The organism is Micromonospora sp. A200 (assembly GCF_029893845.1).
Classification (GTDB): Bacteria; Actinomycetota; Actinomycetes; order Mycobacteriales; family Micromonosporaceae; genus Micromonospora; species Micromonospora purpureochromogenes.
On record NZ_JARXXY010000017.1, the window covers coordinates 31,593 to 49,506 of the forward strand.

16 protein-coding genes and 2 tRNA genes are annotated in these 17,914 nt (G+C 71.0%); 8 read left to right on the forward strand and 10 right to left on the reverse strand.

Going from position 1 to position 17,914, the window contains the following annotated elements:
- Nucleotides 1-98: 98 nt before the first annotated feature.
- The gene (locus M2302_RS17875; RefSeq protein WP_210773787.1) at nucleotides 99-830 is read right to left on the reverse strand and encodes an MBL fold metallo-hydrolase; all 732 of its coding nucleotides are present in this window, start codon (nucleotides 828-830) and stop codon (nucleotides 99-101) included.
- A 33-nt stretch (nucleotides 831-863) separates the two neighbouring features.
- Between M2302_RS17875 and M2302_RS17880 the strand changes: the two genes are divergently transcribed.
- Nucleotides 864-1,907 (forward strand): P1 family peptidase, encoded by a 1,044-nt coding sequence (locus M2302_RS17880; RefSeq protein WP_280839009.1) that lies wholly within the window; start codon nucleotides 864-866, stop codon nucleotides 1,905-1,907.
- A 179-nt stretch (nucleotides 1,908-2,086) separates the two neighbouring features.
- Here M2302_RS17880 and M2302_RS17885 read toward each other — a convergent pair whose 3' ends face one another.
- Together M2302_RS17885 and M2302_RS17890 are read right to left on the reverse strand one after the other, a co-directional pair.
- Complete coding sequence (locus M2302_RS17885; protein WP_280839010.1) at nucleotides 2,087-2,575, reverse strand: VOC family protein; 489 nt, start codon at nucleotides 2,573-2,575, stop codon at nucleotides 2,087-2,089.
- 554 nt (nucleotides 2,576-3,129) lie between these two features.
- A complete protein-coding gene (locus M2302_RS17890) occupies nucleotides 3,130-4,377 on the reverse strand; it encodes an epoxide hydrolase (RefSeq protein ID WP_280839011.1) in 1,248 nt (415 codons plus the stop codon).
- A 280-nt stretch (nucleotides 4,378-4,657) separates the two neighbouring features.
- On the opposite strand from M2302_RS17890, the gene M2302_RS17895 reads away from it, so the two are divergent.
- The 3 genes from M2302_RS17895 to M2302_RS17905 all read left to right on the forward strand — a co-directional run bounded on the left by M2302_RS17895 (nucleotide 4,658) and on the right by M2302_RS17905 (nucleotide 6,658).
- Nucleotides 4,658-5,491, forward strand: a complete 834-nt coding sequence (locus M2302_RS17895; protein WP_280839112.1) for a tyrosine-type recombinase/integrase — start codon at nucleotides 4,658-4,660, stop codon at nucleotides 5,489-5,491.
- A 79-nt stretch (nucleotides 5,492-5,570) separates the two neighbouring features.
- Entirely contained in the window at nucleotides 5,571-6,215 is a 645-nt protein-coding gene (locus M2302_RS17900; RefSeq protein ID WP_280839012.1) for a dihydrofolate reductase family protein, read from the forward strand.
- A 311-nt stretch (nucleotides 6,216-6,526) separates the two neighbouring features.
- Nucleotides 6,527-6,658, forward strand: coding sequence for a hypothetical protein (locus tag M2302_RS17905; protein ID WP_280839013.1), 132 nt, complete (start codon nucleotides 6,527-6,529; stop codon nucleotides 6,656-6,658).
- 77 nt (nucleotides 6,659-6,735) lie between these two features.
- On the opposite strand, the gene M2302_RS17910 is transcribed toward M2302_RS17905, so the two are convergent.
- A tRNA-Arg gene (locus M2302_RS17910) sits at nucleotides 6,736-6,808 on the reverse strand.
- A 36-nt stretch (nucleotides 6,809-6,844) separates the two neighbouring features.
- Nucleotides 6,845-6,935: transfer RNA gene (locus M2302_RS17915), tRNA-Ser, on the reverse strand.
- Between the two features lie 791 nt (nucleotides 6,936-7,726).
- Here M2302_RS17915 and M2302_RS17920 point away from each other — a divergent pair.
- The gene (locus M2302_RS17920; protein ID WP_280839014.1) at nucleotides 7,727-8,695 is read left to right on the forward strand and encodes a hypothetical protein; all 969 of its coding nucleotides are present in this window, start codon (nucleotides 7,727-7,729) and stop codon (nucleotides 8,693-8,695) included.
- On the opposite strand, the gene M2302_RS17925 is transcribed toward M2302_RS17920, so the two are convergent.
- Nucleotides 8,682-9,455: a CPBP family intramembrane metalloprotease gene (locus tag M2302_RS17925; RefSeq protein ID WP_280839015.1), complete on the reverse strand. Its 774-nt coding sequence runs from the start codon at nucleotides 9,453-9,455 to the stop codon at nucleotides 8,682-8,684. The genes M2302_RS17920 and M2302_RS17925 overlap by 14 nt on opposite strands.
- A 144-nt stretch (nucleotides 9,456-9,599) precedes the next feature.
- Here M2302_RS17925 and M2302_RS17930 point away from each other — a divergent pair, with 144 nt between their 5' ends.
- On the forward strand, nucleotides 9,600-10,718 hold the full coding sequence (locus M2302_RS17930; protein ID WP_280839016.1) for a globin domain-containing protein: 1,119 nt from the start codon (nucleotides 9,600-9,602) through the stop codon (nucleotides 10,716-10,718).
- 108 nt (nucleotides 10,719-10,826) lie between these two features.
- Here M2302_RS17930 and M2302_RS17935 read toward each other — a convergent pair whose 3' ends face one another.
- Nucleotides 10,827-12,332 (reverse strand): peptide deformylase, encoded by a 1,506-nt coding sequence (locus tag M2302_RS17935; protein WP_280839017.1) that lies wholly within the window; start codon nucleotides 12,330-12,332, stop codon nucleotides 10,827-10,829.
- A gap of 287 nt (nucleotides 12,333-12,619) precedes the next feature.
- On the opposite strand from M2302_RS17935, the gene M2302_RS17940 reads away from it, so the two are divergent.
- Nucleotides 12,620-13,399 (forward strand): ferric iron reductase, encoded by a 780-nt coding sequence (locus M2302_RS17940; protein ID WP_280839018.1) that lies wholly within the window; start codon nucleotides 12,620-12,622, stop codon nucleotides 13,397-13,399.
- 6 nt (nucleotides 13,400-13,405) lie between these two features.
- Here the strand turns inward: M2302_RS17940 and M2302_RS17945 are convergent, their stop codons facing one another.
- On the reverse strand, nucleotides 13,406-15,118 hold the full coding sequence (locus M2302_RS17945; protein ID WP_280839113.1) for a hypothetical protein: 1,713 nt from the start codon (nucleotides 15,116-15,118) through the stop codon (nucleotides 13,406-13,408).
- 323 nt (nucleotides 15,119-15,441) lie between these two features.
- Between M2302_RS17945 and M2302_RS17950 the strand changes: the two genes are divergently transcribed.
- The gene (locus M2302_RS17950) at nucleotides 15,442-16,152 is read left to right on the forward strand and encodes a class I SAM-dependent methyltransferase (RefSeq protein ID WP_280839019.1); all 711 of its coding nucleotides are present in this window, start codon (nucleotides 15,442-15,444) and stop codon (nucleotides 16,150-16,152) included.
- Between the two features lie 106 nt (nucleotides 16,153-16,258).
- Here M2302_RS17950 and M2302_RS17955 read toward each other — a convergent pair whose 3' ends face one another.
- Nucleotides 16,259-16,792 (reverse strand): YbhB/YbcL family Raf kinase inhibitor-like protein, encoded by a 534-nt coding sequence (locus M2302_RS17955; RefSeq protein WP_280839020.1) that lies wholly within the window; start codon nucleotides 16,790-16,792, stop codon nucleotides 16,259-16,261.
- Nucleotides 16,793-16,918: 126 nt separating this feature from the next.
- A complete protein-coding gene (locus M2302_RS17960) occupies nucleotides 16,919-17,818 on the reverse strand; it encodes a 2-hydroxyacid dehydrogenase (protein ID WP_280839021.1) in 900 nt (299 codons plus the stop codon).
- Nucleotides 17,819-17,914: the final 96 nt, after the last annotated feature.

Genomic DNA, 17,914 nt, shown 5'->3' on the forward strand with positions numbered 1-17,914 from the left:
CCTGTATCGAGGTCGGCTGTGCCGGGTGAGCTGTGGACGCCCTGGCGGTGACGGGGCAGTTCGACCGCCGTCCGGCGGGACCTTTCCTCCTCCTCAGGTCAGCCGGAGAAGGAGGCGAGCAGTTCCCGGACCTCCTGCCCGGTGCGCGGATGACTGTGGCTGTCGACGTACCAGTCGAAGGTCCCGAACGCCTTCTCGTCGAGCAGCGACCGGACCAGCTCCCCGTCGTACGTGTCACCCGGCTGCCGCAGGTGGTACGGCGGCGGATAGAAACAGTCGCCGAGCAACAGCACACCGGAGTCCGGCACCGCCACCACGGTCGAGTCCTCGGCGTGCCGGCCACCGACGTGGCGCACCTCGATCCCGCCCGGCAGGGCCAGCACGTCGTCGAACTCGGTGTGCGGCGGCACGACGGCGAAACCCTCCCAGGAGACCATCGCCCAGCCCCGGGCCCGGAAGCTCGGTCCGAGCAGGGGATTGGCGGCCACCTCCTCGCGCAGATACCGGTGCCCCCACGGGCGTCGGGCCTCCGCCTCGAGGATGCGGGCCCCGGTCCGGTGGCCGATGACCTCCACGTCCGGCCAGGCGCACGCCCCCCAGACGTGGTCCCAGTGGTGATGGGTGTAGACCAGCCGACGTGGTGCCGGCAGCCCGGCCGCCTCGATCGCCGCACGGATCCGCCGGGCGGCCGCCGGGCTGTTGCCGGCGTCGACCAGCACGCTGCCCGACTCGTCCGCGATGACCGCGACCCCACCCTGGATGTTGTCGTGGTCCTCGTCGTGGGGATACCACCACACCCGGCCGGCCAGGTTCCGCAACGATGCTTGCATCTCGGGCACCGTAACAACGACGACAGGAGCATCATGAACCAGGTCAGCCGCCGCGCCCGCGACCTCGGGATCGTCGTTGGGCCGCTGCCCACCGGGCGGCACAACGCGATCACCGACGTCCCCGGGATCCTGGTCGGGCACACCACCATCGACGACGGCGCCGACCTGCACACCGGTGTCACCGCCGTCGTACCGAGCCAACTCAGCCCCGGGCGGTGGACTCTGCCGGCCGCCCTGTACTCCGGCAACGGCCACGGGAAACTCGTCGGCTCAACCCAGGTGGACGAACTCGGCGTACTGGAGTCACCGATCGTCCTGACCGCCACGCTGTCCGTCTTCCGGGCCGCGGACGGGCTGCTGGGTTACCTGATGGACCGCCGGCCGGACGGCCTGTCGTTCAACCCGCTGGTAGGCGAAACCAACGACGGCCACCTTTCGGACATCCGCCGCCGCCCGATCACCAGGGAACACGTGCTGGCCGCCATCGCCCAGGCGTCCGACGAATCGCCGGCGGAGGGCTGCGTCGGAGCCGGCACCGGCACCACGGCCCTGGGCTTCAAGGCCGGCATCGGCACGTCGTCCAGGACGGTGCGGGTGGCCGACCGTGCGGTGACGGTCGGCGCCCTCGTCCAGTCAAACTTCGGCGGAGTGCTGACCGCCCTCGGCGTCCCGCTGCCGGCCGACGAGCTGATCCCGGACGCCGACCGAATCGAACCACCCGGCAACTCGTGCATGATCGTGGTGGCCACCGACGTACCCCTGGACGCGCGACAGCTCGGGCGGCTCGCCCGACGGGCGGTCTTCGCGATGGGCCGGGTCGGGGCGTCCTACAGCAACGCCAGCGGCGACTACGCGATCGCGTTCAGCACCGCACAACCGGACCAGTCACCGATCCCCGACGGAAAGATCAACCCCGTCTTCGCCGCCGTCATGGACGCGGTGGAGGAAGCGCTACTCAACTCGCTCTTCACCGCCGTCACCACCACCGGCGTGGGCGGTCATACCAGTCACGCTGTTCCGCACCGAGCCGTGATCCGGCGGTTGTCGGCGGCCGGCCGGCTGGCGGCGCGAGCCTGATTCCCGGGGATGGGCATGCCACCAAATGGCACGAAAACCCCCTCAGGGTCGATCTCCCTCGATGATCTGCGCCCATCCGGTGACGGCGGTTGGCGTCGTGCTGGGGTCAGGCTGGGTCAGAGAGCTGGGCAAGATCTTCAGCGTCCATCGGTCGACACCTCCCCGGTCGTGCGGACTCGTCACCGTCCGGGTTGCCGCTCCTTGACCTCCTGCAGCAGCCACCCGTTGCCGTCCGGGTCGCTGAACGAGGCGAATGAGGCGTAGCTGCGACGGTCTGGGGCGGGGCCGTCCACCCGTTCTTGGTCGCCGGTGTCGTAGACGTTGTGGTAGACCTCGCTCACCTCCACGCCCCTGCTGATCAGGTCGACGCGGGCTTGATCGATGTCGGAGACCACGAGGTAGGTGCCCTGGGCAGTGCCAGGCGCCGCGGGGGTGAGCCCGCGGCCGAGGTGGATCGAGCATGCTGACCCCGGCGGCGTCAGTTGCACGATCCTGAACTTCGGGCCGGCCTCGTAGTCCGCATCGAGCCGCCACCCCAAGCCCTGGTAGAAGCGCAGGGCGCGATCGACGTCAGCCACAGGGATGACGACGACCTCGAGTTTCATGAGCGTATTCGGCTCCTTGACGACGTCCGTTGCGCCGTTTTGATCTTCCTGCAGGGTGCTCATGTCGACCTCCCGTGACGGATGCCGGGTGCGATTCATGACCCTCGACGAGCCCCCCGGCCGGGGACCCGAGCGCCGGCTCCGGTCATCTGTGGACCGGCTGATACGACAATTGTGGCTTGCCGGACACCGCCGATAAGGGCCGTTGGCGTAACGCGCTCCCACCTCGGCAAACACCCGTAGCTGCGTGGTCTTTGCCGTCGGCGGGCTTCCTTCCGGCGGCCGCCTCGGCGGGGATTCGCCCCAAGGCCGAGCCGGCCGCCCGTGTTGGGTCAACCATCGCCAGAGGCAGCCTCTGGCGACTCTCCGTGACTATCAACAAGCGTCAGCGGCGGTCGCGCGCCCGTGGGCGCACGAAGAGACGCCCCTCCAGTCGATCGGCAACGTCCGCGTCGCCCTGGTCGCCGCGCTCTGGCGACTGGATCGGTCCGGACTCGTCCGGCTCCGTTCGCCCCGGTGGCTCCCACGCGTGGCTCCCAAGCCAGACCGCCTGAGCCCGGACATTGCGAAAGGGTCGTATGGCCGTACGTCGCTCATCCGTCCTCTTCGATCATTAGCTAGCGCAGCGATCGGAACGTCACGCGGACGTCTTCCGAGAGCAGCTGCGGTTGCTCCCAGGCTGCGAAGTGCCCGCCCCTGTCGTGCTGGTTGTAGTAAACGAGGTTGGGGTACGCCCGCTCCGCCCAGCTGCGCGGAACCCGGTAGATCTCGTCGGGGAAGATGCTCACGCCGACCGGGACCGTCACGCCCTTCACAGCGAAGAAGGGGAGCTTGCTCTCCCAGTACAGCCGCGCCGAGGACACCCCGCTGTTGGTCAGCCAGAAGAGCGTGATGTTGTCCAGGATGTCGTCGCGCGTGAGGTCGCTCGGCTTCTGCAGACGTCCCTCGAGGACCTGCTGAACGATGCCGGGCTGACCGGCCCCGTCGCCGTGGTCGAGCATGAACGCGGCGAGATCGATGGGTGAGTCCGCCAGTCCGTAGAGCGTCTGCGGGCGCGTCCCCATGATCAACCCGTACGCCACGTGCGTCCCAAAGAACCCGAGCAGCTGCTCGTACGTGTTCCGCTCCTCGTCGGAGAGACCGTCCGGCGCCGGGCTGCCGGCAAAGGCCGCGAGGAAGAGCTTCGGCGGAACCGCGCCGGGCATGTTGGTGTGGATGCCGATCAGCTCCGGTGGCGCCGGCTCGGCGGCCGCCGGGTCGGCGCGGCCGCCGGCCATCGCGTCGACGACGATCGCGCCCCAGTCGCCGCCCTGCGCGACGAACCGTGTGTACCCGAGCCGCTTCATGAGCTCGACGTAGGCCTTCCCGATGTGCACGGGATCCCAGCCGGTCGTGTTCGGCTGGCCGGAGAACCCGTATCCGGGCATCGACGGGATCACGACGTGGAAGGCATCCGACGCGCTCGCGCCGTGCGCCGTCGGATCCGTGAGCGGGCCGATGAGCTTCAGTTGCTCGATGATCGACCCGGGCCAGCCGTGGCAGACGACGATCGGGAGCGCGTCCTCGTGCTTCGAGCGAACGTGGATGAAGTGGATTTCCAGACCGTCGATCTCGGTGACGAAGTTGGGGAGGGCCTTCAGCCGCGCCTCGCACTTGCGCCAGTCGTAGTCGTTCGCCCAGTAGCGAGCGAGGTCCTGCATGAGCGCGAGCGGCACGCCCTGCGATTCATCGTCGACGGTCTCCTTTTCGGGCCAGCGCGTGGCCCTGATCCGCGCGCGCAGATCTTCAAGGTCCGCCTCGGGGACCTTGATATTGAATGGGCGCACTTCTGCGGCGCCCGTTCGCGCTTCCGTCTTGACGGCCACGCAGGCTTCCCTTCTGCTTTGAACTCCTTTGAGGTCGAGCGGGTGGTCTCCGCCCTCCTACCGCGGACAAATGGCATGCCCCGGCTCCTGCCTCGCGAGGGGCAAGTTCGGTGAAGGCGCTGCCCGAACGTGCGCCAGGTCAGCAGGGGCACGTGCCCCCAACTGTCCAGAGCGTAGGACGCCTTTCCGGCGTCGGAAGCCATACGAGCAATCCCGCATGCCCTTCCGGGACGGCCTAGGTGCCGCCGTGCTGTGGCCTAGGTGAAACCCGTCGGCGTCGCTGCACCCCTTCAGTACGCGCTGGCCACGGTGGCAGGATCGCCGGCTACCGGCTCGCCTTCTCAAGACGCGACGCTCCCGGCGAACGCTGTACCTCACGCCCCAGCTGGTGGAACTGCTGCGTCGGCATCGGGCTCGGCAGGCGGAGGAACGGTTGGCTGCCGGTGAGGCGTGGCAGGATCACGGCCTCGCCTTCCCCAGCGAGGTCGGTACGCCGCTCGACCCGGGCAACTTCTCCCACCGGTTTTCGCCCGCTGTGCAAGCGGGCCGGGCTCGGGCACTGCATCCGCACGAACTTCGCCATTTTGGTGCGTCGCTCATGCTTGCCCAGGGCACCCCGTTGCATCTGGTGTCGGAAGTCCTCGGGCATACGTCGATCGCGATCGTCAAGGACGTCTATGCACCTGATGGAAGGCGATCGCCGCTCTGCTGCCGCGGCCATGTCCCGTGCGCTGTTCGGGCAGTGAGGCAGCCGGTGGCTCCCAGCGTGGCTCCCACGTCCGGTCGAAGCCTGATTCTGGCGGACACGAAAAGGCCCTCAACCCTGCCGTTTCGGCTGGTCGAGGGCTTCTTCCTGCTCTATGCGCCCGAAGGGCCTCGAAATCCTAACCTTCTGATCCGTAGGAGCGTTCCGCATCCGCTGCTACCCGCCTCGCCTGCCCGCTGGCTCGTGGCCGGCGTTCATCCGGTGGCGGCTGTGGGCGTCGTGCTGGGGTCAGGCTGGGGTCAGAGACTGGCAGCTTGGGAAATCGAGCGAAGCCATCATGAAGGCATCTTCGCCGCGGGTAAGTGCCTCGACCAATGCCCGCGAGTGACCGTGGTTTACCCGCCCTAATGGCACGCTAATGGCACGAATCAAGGTGTACGGGACGAGCGGCTTGGAAGTCTTGAGCGGGGGTCAGGAGCCGGTCCGTATGAACAGAGTGCGCACCGATCAGTTTCCTCCGCTCGACTGGTCTAGTCTTCCGAGACCGACTGACGGAAGGCATGGCGCTATGCGGAAACTGATCTACGGCATGAACCTGACCCTGGACGGCTACATTTCCGCGCCCGGCGACGACCTCGGCTGGAGCCGGCCGAGCGATGAGCTGTTCCAGTGGTGGCTCGATCAGGAGCGGGTGATCAGCCTGTTTCTGTATGGGCGCCAACTATGGGAGACCATGAGCGCCTACTGGCCGACCGGCGACCAGCAGCCGGGCGCCACCCCGGCGCAGATCGAGTTCGCGCGGAACTGGCGGGACACGCCGAAGGTGGTGTTCTCCTCAACGATCGACAAGGTCGACTGGAACACTCGCCTGGTCACCGGCGACGCGATCGCCGAGATCACCCGGCTCAAGGCCGAGGACGGCGGGCCGATGAGGATCGGTGGCGCAACGCTCGCCGGGGCGGTCATGCGGGCCGGGCTGATCGACGAGTACGAGATCGTCACCCATCCGGTCCTCGTGGGCGGCGGCACACCGTTCTTCAGTGCGCTGGACGGCTGGGTGAACCTGAACCTGGTGGAGACGCGGACGTTTCCCGGCGGCGTGATCCTGACCAGGTACGAGACGAAGCGCTGAGCGCGATTCCTTCACGAGGAGCTTGTCTGAGGGAGCGGCAGCATGCCCCGGAGCAAGGTCGAGCTGTTCGCTGTGATGAGGTGTGACTCGCCATTCCTCCCCCTCACCCGATAGATGCCGAGACCAGCCGAGACGGCGGCGGGGTCCAGGGATCAGCGGCAAGATGTTTTCGGCTCCGGGAGTCCTCGCGCGAGTGGAACGGTCCGCCGGACGGGGTGAGTAGTGGCCGAAAAGATCTTGTTGCCCCTGGACGCCGACGGTGGGTGCATGACCTGCGCCATTCGTGAGCGACGCTGCTTTACGACCAGGGCGTGCCGCTCGAACGGATTCAGGACGTGCTCGGGCACAGCTCCCCCACCGTCACCAAGTCGATCTACGTGGAGGCGACGCGCCGGGTGCAGCAGGACGCGGTCGACCGGCTCGGCTTCCTCTTCGACGCGTAGGCGTAGGGGTCAGCCGTGGGGGTCAGAAAGATCAAAGGCCGGTCTCCCGTGATGGGAAACCGACCTTTGACCTGCTGTGCGCCCGAAGGGACTCGAACCCCTAACCTTCTGATCCGTAGTCAGATGCTCTATCCGTTGAGCTACGGGCGCTCGGTGCCTGGCCAGTCTACACACCCGGCTTCCGCGCGGAGACTCCGGGATTCGAACCCGGGAGGGGCTTTAAAACCCCAACCGCATTAGCAGTGCGGCGCCATAGACCAGACTAGGCGAAGTCTCCCTGGTGGCCCCTGCAGACCACCGCGCCCGAGGATACAGGTCCGCCCCCACCGGGGGCAAAGCGACTACCGCAGCGAGGTGTTTTCATCGTGTGCGCCGTCACATTCGCGACTACGCTCCATCGACATGCAGGAGCAGACGCCGAGCGATCCGCCCCGCCGCGAGCCCGCCGAGGGGGCCCGCCGGCGCTCTCCGAAGGCCACCTTCACCCCACCCCCGGTCCCACCGAAGGCGGCCGGGCCGGGCCAGGACGAGGGTACGGACGCCGCGCCGGGGAAGCGCCGCCCAGCGAAGGCCGCGCCCGCGGTCCTGTTCCGGCCACCCACTCCCGATCAGCCGCTGCCCCGCCAGCCACGGCCCGCCAGGAAGGCATCGGGTAGCGCCGGCACCCCGATCGAGCCCGGCGGGACCGACCCGGCCGACGTACCTGCCGGTCGAGAGGGAGCCGGTGCGAGCCCCAGCGGCGGCACGGCGGCCGACGGGGCAGGTGAGCAGGAGATCGCCCCGCAGGTGACCGCCGTCACACCAGCGGCGGACCGCGCCCGGAAGCGGAGCACCTCGACAGCCCGACAGGCACCCCCGGGGCGACAGACGACTGTTGCCCCGGTCACCCCGGGCGCGGCCGAGCCGACCGGTCCGGTGAGTTCCGGCACGACGCCCCCAGTCTCGGCGGCAGAGCCCGACGACGCACAGCCGAAGACCCCTGCCTCACCGACGAGGCGGAAGACCCCGAGGAAGGCCACCCCTCGCAGGGAAACCACCTCCCGCACGGGCACACCGGGCGAGAGCTCGATGGCCGCGGAGAACGACAGCCAGACGACCGTCCCCGAACAGAGCCGCGCCGCCACGCGGCCCCGAAGCCGGACGACCACCTCGGGCGAGAGCCGCACCGCCGCGCCGAGAAAGACGGCCACGCCCAAGAAGGCGACCCCACCGAAGAAGGGGACACCGAAGAAGGCGACGCCCGGGCCAGCCCCGACGACGGTCGAGCAGATCAAAACCACGCCGGACGCCCCCACGCCGACCGCCGACACCGGCGACACCGCACCCGGACCGGGCAGGGCCCGGCCGGCACCTGACCTCGCGATCAGGACCGAGCAGCAGCCGGCGGCTCCGGTGCGTACCCGGGAACTGGACCTGGCGGAGATCCGGAGCCGGCTGCTGGAGCATCCCGGCTTCGCACCGGAACTGCTCGCCCTGGCCGCCGTGGCGGGGATCGGGCCGCGCGCCCACGACTGGGCGCAGCGGCTGCGGGCGACGTACCCGGACGCCGGGCCGGACGGGCTGGCCCGGCTGGCCAGCCGGCGGTTCGTGCGGGTGGCCGGGGCCGGTGGCGCGGCGGCGGCGGTGGCCGGGCTGTTCGCGCCGGTGGCAGAACTGGCGGCGGTGCTCTGGAGTCAGGCCGGCCTGGTGCTGCACGTGGCGGCGGCGTACGGCCGGGACCCGCTGGACGCGGAGCGGGCGGTGGAGCTGCTGGTGCTGACCCAGGTGCACCCCGACGCGGCGAGCGCGCGTACCGCGCTGGCGGCGGCGCGGGCGGCGGACGGGCCGGGGGACCGGCCGTGGCCGCGCGCGGCGGAGGCCGCCTGGCGGTTGGCGGCGCCGTTGGCCGTGCAGGCGGGCGGTTGGGCGGTGCTGCGGCTGGCGTCCCGGCTGCTGCCGGGGGCGGCGGTGCTCGCCGCCGCGGCGGGTGACGCGGCCGCCGCCGAGCGGCTGGCGGCGCGCGCGGTGGCCGCCTACCGGCCGGTCAGAGCCAGCTGAACCACTCCCTGGGCAGCGACGCGTAGCCGACGAAGGCGACCACGTCGAGCAGGGTGTGCGCCACGATCAGCGGCATCACCCGCCGGGTGCGCAGGTAGAAGAGACTGAACACGACGCCCATCACCGCGTTCCCGACGAACGCGCCGAAGCCCTGGTAGAGGTGGTAGGAGCCGCGCAGCAGCGCGCTCGCCCCGATGATCGCCGCGAATCGCCACTGAAGCTGGCGCAGCCGGGTGACCAGGTAGCCGACCACGATCACCTCCTCCAGCACGGCGTTCTGGACGGCGGCGAGGATCAGCACCGGCACCGCCCACCACAGGTCGGGCAGGCCGGCGGGGACCAGGGTGGCGTTGATCCCGAGCTGCGCGGCCGCCCAGAACAGCGCCAGGCCGGGCAGGCCGATCAGCGCCGCGAGGCCGGCACCCCGGGCCAGGTCGGACCCGGGCCGCGACAGGTCAACCCCGAGCGTCCGCGCCGGGTCGCCGGGGTCCCGCGCCAGCAGGTGTACGGCGAGCAGCACCGGCAGCAGCGCGAAGGCGATGCCGAGCAGTTGGTACGTCAGGTCCAGCCAGGGCCGGGGCGAGGCGGACCGGTTCAGGGCGGCGGTCTGTGCGGAGAGCGGCCCGGCGGCGCTCAGCGCGGCGGCGATCGACACCAGCGCGTAGACGGCCGACTTGCCGAGGGACAGGCCGAGGACCAGCACGGTCTCGGTGCCGAGGACCCGGCGCGACACCGGGCGGGTGAGCTCCTCAACGGTCACCGCACCACTGTGCCCGACGGCGGGGGCCGGCGGCACCGGCGTCCCGGCCGAGTCGGGCGATCGCACATTCTGTGCGACCGGTGCGCACACTGCGTGGACATTCTATGCGGGCCCGATCCGCCGTCAGGAGGAGGAGCGCGTCCCGTGGACAACTTCGCACGGCTACTGAAGGAGAGCTGGATCCTGGTCGAGGAGGACCGGGACCGGCTGATTGGTCACTTCTACGCCCGGCTGTTCCTCCTCGACCCGGACCTCCGCAAGCTCTTCCCGGTGCAGATGGCTGCCCAGCGTGACCGGCTGGTGGACGCCATCGTCACCGCGACCCAGGTGGTGGACGACCCGGAGAGCTTCGACGAGTACCTGCGCTCACTCGGCCGCGACCATCGCAAGTACCACGCGACCGCCGCGCACTACGAGACGATGGGCGTCGCGCTGCTGGACGCGCTGCGCAGCACCGCCGGCGACGGCTGGAACCTGGAGTACGACCAGGCCTGGCGGGACGCGTACGCGGCGATCAGCGAGAAGATGCAGGCCGGCGCGGCGGCGGACGACGATCCGCCGTTCTGGCACGGCGAGGTGCTGACCCACGAGCGGCACGGGCCGGACACGGCGGTGCTGACCGTCCGCGCCCTCCAGCATCCGCTGCGCTGGAAGGCCGGGCAGTACGTCAGCATCGAGGCGCCCCGGCACCTCCCGCGGGTGTGGCGGACGTACTCGGTGGCGAACGCCCCGAACGTCGACAACCTGCTGGAGTTCCACATCCGTACGCCGGCCGGGGCGGGCTGGCTCTCCGGCGCGCTGGTCCGGCGGACCAGACCGGGCGAGCTGCTCCGGCTGGCCGCGCCCATGGGCTCGATGACGCTGGACCGCGAGTCGACCCGGGACATCCTCTGCGTGGCCGGCGGGGTCGGCCTGGCCCCGGTGAAGGCGCTGGTGGAGGAGCTGACCAATTGGAACCGGACCCGCTGGGTGCACGTGTTCTACGGCGCCCGGCACGCCGACGACCTGTACGGCCTGGCGGGCCTGGAGGAGCTGGTGGCCGCGCACCCGTGGCTGTCGGTGACGCCGGCGTGCAGTGACGACCCGGACTTCGACGGCGAGCACGGGGAGATCTCCGACGTGGTCACCCGGTACGGCCCGTGGACGACGCACGACTGCTACGTCTCCGGCTCGGCCCCGATGGTCCGGGCCACCCTGCGGGCGCTCGCCGAGGACGAGGTGCCGCCGCCGAACATCCGGTACGACACCTTCGGCAACCTGTAACGACTTTCCTCCCCCGAAAAACCGGGTCGCGTGCCCCCGCCCCCTGGGGCACGCGGCTCGGTCCCCGCCCGGCCCCTGACGGCGTCCCGCACGTGCCCCCGGACGCTGTCAGGGGCCGGTCTCCCGATATTCCTCGACCGGCACCAGCGGCACGCCCGGCGCCATCCGGTCGGTGTAGAGCCGCCCCTGGAGGTGGTCGACCTCGTGCGCCACCAGCCGGGCCATCCCGTACGCGAACGAGGTGATGATCCGGCTGCCGTCCCAGCGGGCGTGCTCCACGTCGATGCGCAGCGGCCGGGGCACCAGACCGCGGTGGTCGGCGAAGGAGAGGCAGCCCTCGTACTGCTCGTCGGTGTCGGGGCTGGCGTCTACCACTCGGGGGTTGAGCAGCACCACCGGCGCGGCGGACCGGTCGGCGGGGCGGACCACGGCCGCCGCCGCGTCCACCCCGACCTGCGGGGCGGCCAGCCCCATGCCGGCGCTGAACGGGTGCAGCTCGTCGACCCGGGTCAGCAGCGCGGTGAGCCGGTCGACCACCTCCCGGGCGGCGGTCTCGTCGCCGGGCAGGTCGAACGGTCGGGCGGGCCGGCGCAGCAGGTCGGCGTCGTGGGGCAGCACGCCGAGGGCGCGCAGCCGGTCGCCGGCCCGACCGGGCGCCGTGGCCCGTTCCGCGTCGGCCGGTTCGCCCCGGAACCGCCACTGGAGGCGGTAGCGGGAGTTGAGCGGCGGGTCGTCGGTCGCCCAGTCGAAGATCGCGCGGTCACCGCGGTCGTGCCGGCGGATCGGGGTACGCAGCGGGCCCTCGTCGGCGGAGAGGGAGGTCTCCACCCCCCAGACGCGGGGGTCGGGCGCCACCGGCAGGTCCAGCCGGACGGCCAGGTGCCGGGTGGGCAGGCGGACGGCGCGCTGGAACCAGGGGCCCCACTTCTCCCGGCCGACGTGGTACGCGTACTCGACCTCGACCCGTTCACCCGGGTGCAGCGGGAACGGCCCGTCACCGTTCTCGAAGAGCAGCCAGATCTCCTTGTACGCGTCCCGGTCGTGCTTGGCCCGCCAGTGCATCGGCTCGCGGCTGCCACCGTCCTCCCGGTGCGCCCGCAGCCGCAGCTCGGCGAAGGTGAGCGGGTGCTCCCGGTGGTGCCGGTTGGAGCGGCCCGGGTCGTCGGGGTAGCGGTCGACGGCGACCCGGACGAGGTGGCGGGTCACCGGTTCGGTGCCGACGTTGTGCAGCTGGCGGCGCACCACGCAGTGGTAGCCCTCGTCGGTGTGGGTGAGGGTGGCGGTCTCCCGCTCGACGACCAGGCCGCTGCCCGGGGGCAGCCACTGCCCGGGCGGTGGCAGCTCGCGGTGCGCCGGGACGGGACGGGCCTGGCGGAGCTGGTCGTACTCCCGGAAGCGTTGCCAGATCGCGCCGCTGGCGTCGAGGACGGCCTCGGCGCGGCGGGCGAAGTCCTCGGTGGGCCGGTGCCGGCGTCCCTCGACGTGGCTGACGTAGGACGGGTCGAAGCCCATGAGCGTGGCGAGTTGCTTCTTGGAGAGTCCTCGCCCCGTCCGGTGCCGGGCGAGCTCCGCGGCGAAGGACTCGGCGGCCCGCTCCAGGGGGGAGGTCGTCATCAGCTTCCTCACGGCCGGGACGACAAGTCTTCACGTTCGACCACCCCGGCCGCACCTGAACTGGCGCTTTGTCGACATTTGGCTTGACACCACGCGCGTTTCCACCTTCACGCACCGGGTAGTACGCGGAGCCCGGGCCGGTCCGTCGCCAGCGCCGTCGATGGAGTGACCCGGGCCTCTCGGTCCGCCTTTGGTGAGGCTTCCCTTATACGGAAGGCTGTGGTTAGGCTAGCCTTAGCTGGACGGACAGCACTTCGGACAAGGGGACGGACCAGGTGACAGCGGTGATGCCAGGGTGCGAGCTCGCCCCGCCGCTCGCCCCGGTGACCGCCACCCTCCGAGCCATGTTCGGCACCGACGACCTGCCCGGGCTCGCACCGGGCCTGCTGGTCGTCGACGAGGCCGGCTGGAGCCCGGCGACCGGCCTGATCGACGGCACCCGCCTCCCCGAGTTCCTCGCCGCCGCGTCCCGCCGCTGGGGTGGCACCCCGCACGCCTGCGCCGCGCTGGCCTGGAAGTCCTACAGCTACTGGTCGGCCCTGCCGGTGGTGCTCGGCTGGGCCTCGGCCCGTCGGGTGCCGCTGCTCGACCCGGCCGACGTGCTGATCCACTTCGAGGACCACCACCAGCTGCTCACCATGGGCCTGCGCGGCTCGACCGCGGTCGCCGTGCTGCCGCACGACCCGCTGGCGCTCGCCGGCCACCCCGAGGTGCGGGTGGTCGCCGACGAGGCCGAACTGCTCCGCGTGCTCCGCGCCTCGCTGCTCGACGCCCACCTCGCCCCGATGATCGCCGCGATCCAGACGGAGGTCCGGGTCGGCGCCCGTACGCTGCTCGGCTCGGTCGCCTCCGGCATCGCCCACGGGATCCTGCGCGCGGCGGACACCCTTCCCGGCTCCTCGGTCCGCAGCATCGCCACCCTGCTCGACGCGCTCGACCTGGCCGACCTGGTGGAACTGGTGCCCGGTCCGACCGGCGAGCCGACGGTGCAGCGCCGGACCTGCTGCCTGGCCTTCACCCTGCCGAAGCCCAAGATCTGCCAGGGCTGCTGCGTCCGCCCGTCCTGACCACGCCTACCCGGTCAGCGGCCGGACGTCCCAGAGCCACACCCCGCCGGTGAAGCTGGGGGTGATCCCGGTCAGCTCGGTCATCGCCCAGCGCAGCGCGTCGGCGTTGCGGTGCGGGCCGAGGACCACCGCCCCGGCCCGCCAGTAGCGCAGGTCGTCCACCGCCGCGGCCCGGTCCTGCCGGGTGATCGGCGGAATCACCCCGGTCCGGGCGACGTGACCGAAGTAGTTGCTGGTCCGGCGGAACGGCGCGGTGAAGAGGGCGACGTCCGGCTCGGGCGCCGACGGCCGGGTGTCGGGCGCGAGGAAGTAGCCGCGGGCGATCGGCATCTCCAGCCGGGTCCGGGACGACCAGCGCAGCGGGTCCGCGTAGGTGTTGTCGGGCAGCGGCAGGGTGACGATGCTGCGTCCGCCGGCGACGTACGGGCGCCACTGGCCGGACGTGACGAACGCCGGGGTCGGGTCGAGCCGGGTGACGGGCAGCGGGGTGGGCACGTTCGGCAGCAGGGCCATGACCAGGACGGTGACGGTGGCGAACCGGATCTGCGTCCGCGTGCCCGGATACCGGCGGGCCAGTTGGCGGGCGTGTTCGGCGCCGAGCGCGAGCAGCACCCCGACGACCGGCGTGACCGCCAGCGACCAGCGGGTGGGCACCACGGAGTGCAGCAGCGGCAGGTCCTCCAGCAGCGCCCACGGGGCGGGCACGCCGGTGTCCCGGCCGTTGAGCTGGATCTCCCGGCCGAGCGAGAGCACCGCGAAGAGCACGGCGAGCACCGCCAGGCCGAGCACCAGTGCGCTGCGCCGCAACCACCAGACCAGGGCGACGGTGAGGACCACCAGCGGCCAGCCGAAGAAGGCGTTCTCCTCGGTCGCGTTCTTGGCCAGCGGCCTGGCGGAGCGGGCGTCACCGGCCAGCGACTCGCGCGAGTACGCCACGAAGGCGGCCAGGTCGGTGCGGTAGCCCCGGATCAGCCGGGACAGCCCGTGGTACGAGCCGGGGCCGAAGAGCTGCACGTAGAGCGGGTACGCCAGCAGCACGGCGGACAGGACGGCGGCGACCCCGAGCCCGGCCAGGAAGGTCCGCGTGCCGCGGCGCAGCTCGGGCCGGCCGATGGCGAGCGCGGCCACCACCACGCCCAGCGCGATCGCGGTCATCAGCAGGATCTCGAGGTTGAGGAAGGCCTGCCAGACGATCAGCAGGCCGAGCAGGAGGCCGTTGCGCAGCCACCGGCCGGCCTCGGCGAGCCGCAGGGTCCGCCAGGCGATCAGCGGGACGACGAACTGCGACACGATGTTCGGGTGGGCGTTGGCGTGCGACACCATCGCCGGGGCGAACGCGCAGAACGCGGCGCCCAGCCACGCCGGGCCCCGGGACCGGGTCACCACCCGGGAGAGGAAGAAGTACCAGGCGGTCCCGGTGGCGGCCATTCCCAGGGTGAGAAAGAGCAGAAAGGACCACTGCGGCCCGAAGAGAACCGTGACCGGCGTCATTGGTATTGAAATGGACAATACGGAGGTATTGGCCATAAGGTTCACACCGTCGGGCACGTTCATCCGGTCCGAGGCGAACGGGTAGGCGAATTCGGTCACGACCCGGGCGCCGTGGGCCATCATCCACTCGAACTGCGACTGGTCGGACCGGTTGTCCCGCAGCCCACCGCCGGGGCCCGTCCAGAGTCGCAGGGTCACCCAGAGTGCCAGCAGCACGAAGCTGAGCATCGCGGCTACGTCCCGCCGCCAGCCCTCCCGCCAACGTACGCCGTGGTCGTCGCCGCCCTCGGCGCCCCCGACGCCGGGTCGCTCGACCCCGGGGTCCGAATCGGGAGTAGTCATGACAATTCGGAGCGTAGTTGGCTTATGGCGGTGACGTGACATGTTTCGGAGGACTGCGTACTATGTGCCGGGTTCGCCGACCCCCGATCACGTGCCCAAACCCGACCGCATTTCGGCCACCACGGTGCCCCGTTTCCTCCGCGGCTGACGCGGATGATTCACTCTGTCGGTCCAGGCGCGGGTCGAGTCATATCGTGAGGAATCGACGCATGGCAGAAATCACTGGGGATCAGCGCGTCCAGTCCGAGGTCCTGGAGGGCCTCGCGACGGCGGTCAACCACCGGAGCTGGTTCGTCGAGCTGGCCGTGCCCCACCTCGGCGACAACCCCATCGAGATCGGCAGCGGCCTCGGCGACTACGCGCTCGAGTGGTCGCAGCACGTCCCCCGCTTCACCGCCACCGAGGCCGACCCGGACCGACTGGTCCAGCTCAAGGAGCGGCTGGCCGACGAGCCCACCATCGAGGTACGGCAGATGCTGCTGCCGCACCCCGAGCGCGGCGACTACAGCGCGGCCGTCTCGTACAACGTGCTGGAGCACATCGAGGACCACGTCGGCGCGCTGCGCAGCATGCGCGACCTGGTCCGGCCCGGCGGTGCGGTGATCATCATCGTGCCGGCCTTCCAGTTCGCGATGAGCCCGGCCGACATCGCCACCGGGCACGTGCGCCGCTACACGAAGAAGACCCTGGCGGCGGCCATGACCGAGGCGGGGCTGACGGTCGAGACCATGCACTACGCCAACGCGCTCGGCCTGATCGGGTACTTCATGGCCACCAAGGTCTTCCGGCTGATGCCGAAGGAGGGCCCGATGGTCAAGGTCTACGACACCCTGGTGCTGCCGGCGACCAAGGCCGCCGAGCAGCGGATCCGCCCCCCGTTCGGCCAGTCCGTCTTCGCCGTCGCCCGCGTCCCGGCCTGACCCCGGCCGCCGGCCCGACCTGGTCGGGGGCCGGCAATCCGGCAATCCGTGGGTGGCCTCCCGCCGATATCGGGGGAGGCCACCCACGGCATCGGAAGGCCCCGGGTCACTCCTTGATCTGGTACGTCGGGCGGATGACCGCCCGGGCCAGGGTGTGGAAGGCCAGGTTGAAGCCGACGTAGGCGGGGCTGGCGGTGGGACCGACGTCGAGGCGCTCGACGTCCAGCGCGTGCACCGCGAAGACGTACCGGTGCGGGCGGTCCCCGGGCGGCGGGGCGGCGCCGCCGTAGCCGGTGTCGCCGTAGTCGTTGCGGACGCTGAACGCGCCGCCGAGGTCAGCCTCCTTCGCCCCGGTGGGCAGCTCGGTCACCGACGCCGGCAGGTTCACCAGCACCCAGTGCCAGAAGCCGCTGCCGGTCGGGGCGTCCGGGTCGAAGCAGGTGACCACGAAGCTCTTCGTCTCGGCCGGGAAGTCCGACCAGGCCAGGTGCGGGGAGACGTTCTCGCCGCCGGCGCTGCCGTGCGCGTACCGCGCGTCCATCGGCTCGCCGTTGTGCACGTCGTCACTGGTCAGGTTGAACGACGAGACGGTCGGCAGCAGCTCGTACGGGTCCGGGGCGATCGGTCGTTCCAGGGTCATCGGGGGTCCTTCCGGTGCGCGTGATGTCCTCCGCCCTTCTTACCCCGCCGCCGCGCCCGAACGAACCGAAAGCCACGCCGTGTCCAGATCGCACCCACCCTGCGACACGAAATGCGGCACACGGAGTTACGGCCCGACAACCACATTCGCGAGCGGCTCGCCCGCCGCGTACCGCCGGACCTGGTCGACCAGCAGCCGGCGGGCCCGGGGCGCCAACGCGGCGGTCAGGCCGCCGACGTGCGGGCTGATCAGGACGTTCGGTGCGGACCACAGCGGGTGGTCGGCGGGCAGCGGCTCGGGTTCGGTGACGTCCAGGGCAGCGTGCAGCCGGCCCGCGCCGAGCTCGGCGAGCAGCGCCTCGGTGTCCACCACCCGCCCCCGTGACACGTTCACCAGCAGGGCGCCGTCGGCCATCCTGGCGAGGAAATCCTTGTTAACCAGGCCCTCGGTCTCCGGGGTCAGCGGCGTGGCCAGGATGACGACATCCGCTCGTGGCAACAGCTCCGGAAGTTCGGAAACCGGCCGTACGCCGGGGCGGGCGTTCCGTGCCACCCGGCTGATGTCCACCTCGAACCCGGCGAGCCGGCGCTCGATGGCGGCGCCGATCGAGCCGTACCCGACGATCAGCACCCGGGCGTCAGCCAGCCCGGTCGACCAACCCGAGGCCCAGCGACCCTCGCCTCCCGCCCGGACGAAGTCCGGCAGCCGGCGCCGGGCGGCAAGCGTGAGCGCCACGGCCAGCTCGGCGGTGGCCGCGTCGTGCACGCCCCGGCCGTTGGCCAGCGTCAGGCCGGGCCGCAGGTACGGCAGGACATGGTCGTAACCGGCGGTCACCGTCTGCACCACCTTGAGCCGGGGCATCCGGGCGATCGGCTCGCAGAAGCGCGGATCAATGACCCCGTACGGGACCGCGTAGAACTCGACGTCGTCCAGCTTCGCGGGCACGGGTCGAGTGCCGTCGTAGAGCGCGACGTCCAGGTCGCCAAGCTCGGCCAATGCGTCGGGGTGAGAGATCAAGTAGCGCACGGCGACAATCATGCTGGATCGGACCGAGCGGCCATGCCCGCAGCCCCCTGACCGGCGTTTGCGCTGGTCAGGGGGAGTTTCTGTCGTTCCGAGGGG

What these genes read in the sequence shown, in the direction of transcription:
- M2302_RS17955 (WP_280839020.1), bottom strand. Translation starts at nt 16,792, where the DNA reads ATGACCCTGGAACGACCGATCGCCCCGGACCCGTACGAGCTGCTGCCG.
- M2302_RS17875 (WP_210773787.1), bottom strand. Translation starts at nt 830, where the DNA reads ATGCAAGCATCGTTGCGGAACCTGGCCGGCCGGGTGTGGTGGTATCCC.
- M2302_RS17920 (WP_280839014.1), top strand. Translation starts at nt 7,727, where the DNA reads ATGGCCGCGGAGAACGACAGCCAGACGACCGTCCCCGAACAGAGCCGC.
- M2302_RS17885 (WP_280839010.1), bottom strand. Translation starts at nt 2,575, where the DNA reads ATGAGCACCCTGCAGGAAGATCAAAACGGCGCAACGGACGTCGTCAAG.
- M2302_RS17940 (WP_280839018.1), top strand. Translation starts at nt 12,620, where the DNA reads ATGCCAGGGTGCGAGCTCGCCCCGCCGCTCGCCCCGGTGACCGCCACC.
- M2302_RS17950 (WP_280839019.1), top strand. Translation starts at nt 15,442, where the DNA reads ATGGCAGAAATCACTGGGGATCAGCGCGTCCAGTCCGAGGTCCTGGAG.
- M2302_RS17900 (WP_280839012.1), top strand. Translation starts at nt 5,571, where the DNA reads ATGAACAGAGTGCGCACCGATCAGTTTCCTCCGCTCGACTGGTCTAGT.
- M2302_RS17880 (WP_280839009.1), top strand. Translation starts at nt 864, where the DNA reads ATGAACCAGGTCAGCCGCCGCGCCCGCGACCTCGGGATCGTCGTTGGG.
- M2302_RS17945 (WP_280839113.1), bottom strand. Translation starts at nt 15,118, where the DNA reads ATGCTCAGCTTCGTGCTGCTGGCACTCTGGGTGACCCTGCGACTCTGG.
- M2302_RS17935 (WP_280839017.1), bottom strand. Translation starts at nt 12,332, where the DNA reads ATGACGACCTCCCCCCTGGAGCGGGCCGCCGAGTCCTTCGCCGCGGAG.